5 protein-coding genes and 1 pseudogene are annotated in these 5,390 nt (G+C 59.7%); 4 read left to right on the top strand and 2 right to left on the bottom strand.

Annotation, left to right across the window (positions count from 1 at the left end; all coding sequences use genetic code 11):
• The first annotated feature begins 58 nt into the window (after window positions 1-58).
• The 4 genes and pseudogenes from tnpA to ACTH3D_RS12500 all read left to right on the top strand — a co-directional run bounded on the left by tnpA (window position 59) and on the right by ACTH3D_RS12500 (window position 2,478).
• Complete coding sequence (gene tnpA / locus ACTH3D_RS12515) at window positions 59-445, top strand: IS66 family insertion sequence element accessory protein TnpA (RefSeq protein ID WP_441667457.1); 387 nt, start codon at window positions 59-61, stop codon at window positions 443-445.
• Window positions 442-798 carry an IS66 family insertion sequence element accessory protein TnpB gene (gene tnpB / locus ACTH3D_RS12510; RefSeq protein WP_441667456.1) on the top strand — a complete coding sequence of 119 codons (357 nt, stop codon included), beginning with the start codon at window positions 442-444 and terminating at the stop codon, window positions 796-798. Before tnpA ends, tnpB begins: the two co-directional genes overlap by 4 nt.
• 47 nt (window positions 799-845) lie before the next feature.
• Window positions 846-2,325, top strand: a pseudogene (tnpC, locus tag ACTH3D_RS12505) (IS66 family transposase); the annotation flags it as partial.
• Window positions 2,308-2,478, top strand: a complete 171-nt coding sequence (locus ACTH3D_RS12500; protein WP_441667458.1) for a transposase domain-containing protein — start codon at window positions 2,308-2,310, stop codon at window positions 2,476-2,478. The pseudogene tnpC and the gene ACTH3D_RS12500, both read left to right, overlap by 18 nt.
• Here ACTH3D_RS12500 and cas5c read toward each other — a convergent pair.
• Together cas5c and ACTH3D_RS12490 are read right to left on the bottom strand one after the other, a co-directional pair.
• The gene (gene cas5c, locus ACTH3D_RS12495) at window positions 2,453-3,058 is read right to left on the bottom strand and encodes a type I-C CRISPR-associated protein Cas5c (RefSeq protein ID WP_441667455.1); all 606 of its coding nucleotides are present in this window, start codon (window positions 3,056-3,058) and stop codon (window positions 2,453-2,455) included. The genes ACTH3D_RS12500 and cas5c overlap by 26 nt on opposite strands.
• Window positions 3,059-3,093: 35 nt before the next feature.
• Window positions 3,094-5,325, bottom strand: a complete 2,232-nt coding sequence (locus ACTH3D_RS12490) for a CRISPR-associated endonuclease Cas3'' (RefSeq protein WP_441667454.1) — start codon at window positions 5,323-5,325, stop codon at window positions 3,094-3,096.
• Between the last annotated feature and the right edge of the window lie 65 nt (window positions 5,326-5,390).

Here is a 5,390-nt window from a genome sequence, read left to right as displayed (position 1 = left end):
GTAAGCGTCCTGCCATCTGCATCTATTGAAGTCGCCTTGAAGTCTTGATCATAGCGTGGTGTTCCCACCACCCCTGATCGGAGGCGTCATGTCCCAGATACCCCGCACCTTCAAAGAGAAGCGTCGCTTCTGGCTCTCGCACCTGGAAGCCTGGCGCGACAGCGGTCTCTCGATGGCGGCCTACGCTCGCCAGGTCGGCATCTCCTCCAAGAGTCTGGGCTACTGGCAGGGCAAGGAGCGGCATAAGGCATCGCCGGAAGACGCCATCCAGCGGCCCCGGCTGGTCCCCGTGTCGGTAGCGGCCGTCACACCATCGGAACCGCCGGCCCGTAGTGATGCCGGGCTCTGCCTGGTGACCCGGCAGGGCCACCGCGTCGAGATCGCCACCGACTTCGATTCCGCCACCCTGCAGCGCCTGCTGGCGACGCTGGAGGCACCGGCATGATCTCGCTGGGCAGCCACACCAAGGTCTACCTGGCCGCCGGCCCCACCGACATGCGTCGGGCCATCGATGGTCTGGCGGCTCTGGTCGAGGACGTGCTGGAGCAGGATCCACTGTCATCGCATCTGTTCGTGTTCTGCAATCGCCGCCGTGACAAGCTCAAGCTGCTGTTCTGGCAGCACAACGGCTTCTGGCTGTGGTATCGCCGCCTGGAGACCCAGCGCTTCTGGTGGCCGGATGCCGACGATGACGCTCCCTGCATCGAGCTCTCTCTGCGCGAGCTGGGGTGGTTGCTGGATGGCCTGGACCTGAGCCGTGTCGAGGCCCACCGGAAGGCCAGTTTTTCGCTGATTTAGCGCATTATATTGCTGATTTTTATCGTCTTTTACGGTATCATGCAGACATGACTTACGCGCCCGACAGCTTGCCCGATAACCCGCACGAACTGCGGCGACTTGCCGAACAAATGGCAAGGCAGTTGGCCGTGTATGAGCAGGAAGTCAGCGCCAAGGACGAGCGCATCGAGCAGTTGCTCGACTATATCCAGCTGCTGCGTCAGAAGCAGTTCGGCGCCAAGGCCGATCGCTTGAGCAAGGACCAGCTGAGCCTGTTCGATGAGGCCGAGCTGGAGGCATTGATCGGCGAGCTCGAAGCCGAGCTGGAAGAGGCGCAGCAGGAGCAGGACACCACGGCGACGAAACCGACATCGCCGGCCAGGAAAACGCCGAAGCGCAAACCGCTGCCCTCTCATCTGACCCGCATCGAGCGCATCATCGACCTCGACGACGAGCAGAAAGCCGCGCTCGGCGAGGGCTGGGTGCTGATCGGCCATGACACTACCGAACAGCTGGCCGTGATCCCGCGGCAGTACTACGTGGTGGCGACCAAGCGGGCCAAGTACGCCCCGGCCGACGACCAGGTGCCCGGCGCCGACCGGGGGCCGCAGCTAGCGGCCCGCCCGCCACACATCCTGCCCAAGGCCCTCGGTCACAGCTCGCTGATCGCCCAGGTGGTCACCCACAAGTTCATCGATGGCCTGCCACTCTACCGCCAGGAAGCGATCTTTGCCCGAGAGGGCATCGTGCTCTCGCGCCAGACCATGTCCGGTTGGATGCTGGCCCTGGCCGACCCCCTGGCACCGTTGATGGCGGCGCTACGCCGCGAGCTGCTGAGCGGCCCGGTGATGCAGATCGACGAGACGCCGCTGCAGGTGCTGCGCGAACCCGATCGAGAGGCCGCGCAAAAGTCCTACATGTGGGTCTACCGGGGCGGGCCAACCGGTCATCTGGTTCCAGTATGCGGCCAGCCGTGCCGCCGAGGTGCCGCACGACTTCCTGTTTGCTGACGAGGCGCCTTCCGATGAGGCCGCCAGTGCCCCGTGCTTCTACCTGCAATCCGACGGCTACTCGGCCTACCACGTGCTGGCTCGGCATGACGCCGTGCGCGGCCACATGGCCTGTTGGGCGCATGTGCGGCGCGGCTTCGTGGATGCCGCCAAGGCACGCCAGCGTACCGGCGCGGCCCACCAGATGGTGGCGATGATCGGCAAGCTCTACCAGGTGGAGCGCGAACTCAAGGAACTGACGTCGGAAGTGCGCCGCGAGGCACGGCAAGAGCGCGCCCGTCCGATCCTCGATCACATCAAGGGCTGGCTGGACAGCAAGGCCGAGAAGGCGCTGCCCAAGGGCAAGCTGGGCGAGGCGATCCGCTACACGCTCAACCTGTGGCCACAGCTCACCACCTACCTGGAAGACGGCCACCTGGCCATCGACAACAACCTCACCGAGAACGCCATTCGCCCCTTTGTGATTGGAAGAAAGGGATGGCTATTCGCCGGCAGCCCGAAGGGCGCCGATGCCAGCGCCATGCTCTACACCCTGGTGGAAACGGCCAAGGCCAACGGCCTGGATCCCCATGCCTACCTAACCCACGTGTTCGAGCACCTGCCGCGTGCCGGGACGCCGGACGCGGTGCGATCGTTACTGCCGCAGCAGCTCACAATGGCCGATATCACGCCTTTGCCGCAACCCTGCTGATCGCCGGACGCTTACGCATGTAGCCCAGATCGTATTCACCGCTCAGGCCAGCATCCACTATCGGCATATCAGCCTCGGCCTCGATCAGCGCGAAGTTGGCGGGAAACTCCCGGGTGCCCAGACAAGGCATATGAAAACACTGCCCTTGTCGGGCGCGGCGGTTAAAGATATCCAGATGCTTGCCAGGTGTATCGTCTTTGTCAGCGCGAGCGGTGAACTCAAAGTGTGCCTCGATGACATAACCGACGTTACGCAAGATCGTGGCTGCACGCTGCTGTCGATTCTGATCGACATAGTAGGCCACATCGTCAACACGCCCCGCCTTCATCGCTTTGGTTACCGTCGAGGCGGGCAGCTTTCCCGCAACTTCATTACGGCGTAATGACTCAAAACGAACCGGCTTGAGAACATGAATACGATCCACGCACCAGCGAATCGCCGGCTTCCAGTGGATAGCCTCAAAAATGCCGCGCGCGGCGGAAGGCGTGATCACATCATAGGAGACACGTTCGACTTTCATTTCAGGCCGCGTAAAGCAGGCCCGCTCTCCCCAGACATGCAGACGAACCCCGTACGTCATTCGCTGCTCCTTATCGTTTTATTCATTTGACCTGCTTACCAGATATTGGACTCACTGGCACGAAATGCTGGATCATTCCAGTCCAGCCCCATCCGCTCGTCATAGAGATCCTCGTTGATCAGCACCACGAATTGCTCGCCAAACTTGTCAAGCTCAACGGCAGCTATGGCGCCAACCCGCTCCAACGCAGTGAAGCCTTGCTGTGGCACCTGTACCATATAGGGCTGCAGTTTGCGTGCGATGCCTCCGATACCTTCAACATACGCCAGTTCTTTCAATGCACTTCGAGCGATATCGTCATCATCAACGGGTATAATCACGGCGCGCTGATTGTTTTCAATCATGCGGAATTTCTGTTCCAGTGTTTCGAAAGGCAGCCCTTCCAGGCGACCATTTTCGACCAGCACCATCAGGCCGTGGCGATCCAGCTGTTGCGCCCCCTGCTGCCAATACAAGAGTCGGAAATAAGCTTCTATCGCTGCAAGTGACAAGGGGTCGCCCCCGTGATGTCTAAGAACTTCCCGGGTTACCTGGGCGAACTGCTTCAACTCCGGAGGTGGCGCCCAATCATCGTTAGCGGTAGCAAATATGCCAACTTCACTATCAGCTGTTGCGCGCTTTCCTTCACGATTGCAACGTCCGGCCGCTTGGGCGATGGAATCCAATCCGGCTTCGGCACGCAGTACACGTGGGAAATCAACATCGACGCCTGCTTCTATCAGCGATGTGGAAATCACCCGACAGGGTTGACCATTCTTGAGCACCTGCCTTATCTCGGCCAGTACCCGGCGGCGGTGTATCGCGTACATTGACGTGGTGAGATGGTAAGCACCGGGCTGATCTGCGATTGACTCGAACAACGCCCGGGCATGACGACGATTATTGACGATGCACAACACTTGATCGGTCGCGAGCAGTTCGTCACGCAGCGCTTCATCGTCCAGCGTGCCGATATGGCGCACGGTAACGCGCTTGAGATCGCGATACAGCTTATCGGGGCACGGGGCAAGCTCACGCATGCTACGCAAGCCACCCTGAAAGCTACGCTCTGGATCGTCGCTTTCGGCTAGCGCCGGCTGAGTAGCCGTACACAGCACGATACTGGTGCGATAGTTCAGCGCTAGCTCATCCAACGCCGCCACGCTAGGCCGCAAAAGAGGCAAGGGCATGGTTTGTGCCTCGTCCAGGATTACCACGCTGCTCGCAATATTATGCAGCTTGCGACAGCGCGATGGCTTGGCGGCAAACAGGCTCTCAAAAAACTGTACCGATGTGGTGACGACAATCGGCGCGTCCCAGTTTTCGCTGTCACGACGCAACTTGTCGATAGTGTGCCGATCGCGCTGGCTACCGGCGTCGAAAGCGCTATGGTGCTCCAATACCGCCGACTCGCCATACTCACCCAGGGCATCGCGAAACACAGCGGCGTTTTGCTCAACGATGCTGGTGAACGGAATCACGTAGATCACTCTATCCATGCCGTGGGCAATAGCATGATCAAGAGCGAAGGCGAGGGAAGCCAGCGTTTTACCGCCACCGGTTGGTACTGTCAGTGTGAACCGGCCGGGAGACAGCTCTGCTTGAGCATGCACATGTGACAGTATTTCGCCACGTAAGCGATTGACGTCGCTGTCTGCTTTGAAAGTGGCCAGGTGCTGATTCAGGGCGTCACGCAGCATAGGCAGCGATGTCCCGCCACCGCGTGTGCAGGGTACGCCTTGTTCATGCACGCCATAGAAGGCTTCGGTATCCACAAAGTCGGCATCGACCAGGCAGGAAAAGATCATCCGCGCCAAAAAAGCATACTGGAAGTAGCCTCTTTCACGACGCACCTGAAAATGCGGCGGTGCCGACAGCTCACGGGGCAAGCAGATTTCCTGCTCCCATACTGGATCAAGCGAAGGAATATCTGCCTCTAGGCGCAACTCCAAAGGTGTACGCTCATTGGCGTCCCGCCCATTAGCCAATCCAGCATGGTGGCCAGCAATCAAGTAAGCCAGCAGCTGACCAACTTGGGGGTAACGCTCAACAGCAATACATGCTCCTGCCGTGGAGTGATCCACTCGCTCCGGCGAGCCTTCCAAGCGCCGTTGAAAGGGCACAGTGTATTTACCAAGATCATGCAGTAGCCCGGCTGCTTCCCCCCAAGGGGCTGCATCAAAGCGCTCGGCACGATTCCCAGCCATCCTCCCGACCGCAACCAGGTGGCTCTTGAGAGACTGCCAATCAGATTTGTTACATGTTGGTGTCGAATGCGCGTAATACATAAACATCCTTAACAACGATGCGTCTGTTCACAATCCAACCATTGCTAATACATTTTTACCAGATA

Origin of the sequence: Halomonas sp. (assembly GCF_052095765.1) — a bacterium.
GTDB lineage: Bacteria > Pseudomonadota > Gammaproteobacteria > Pseudomonadales > Halomonadaceae > Halomonas.
The sequence above is the reverse complement of the archived record's forward strand: the minus strand, read 5'-3'. Positions and strand labels throughout refer to the sequence as shown.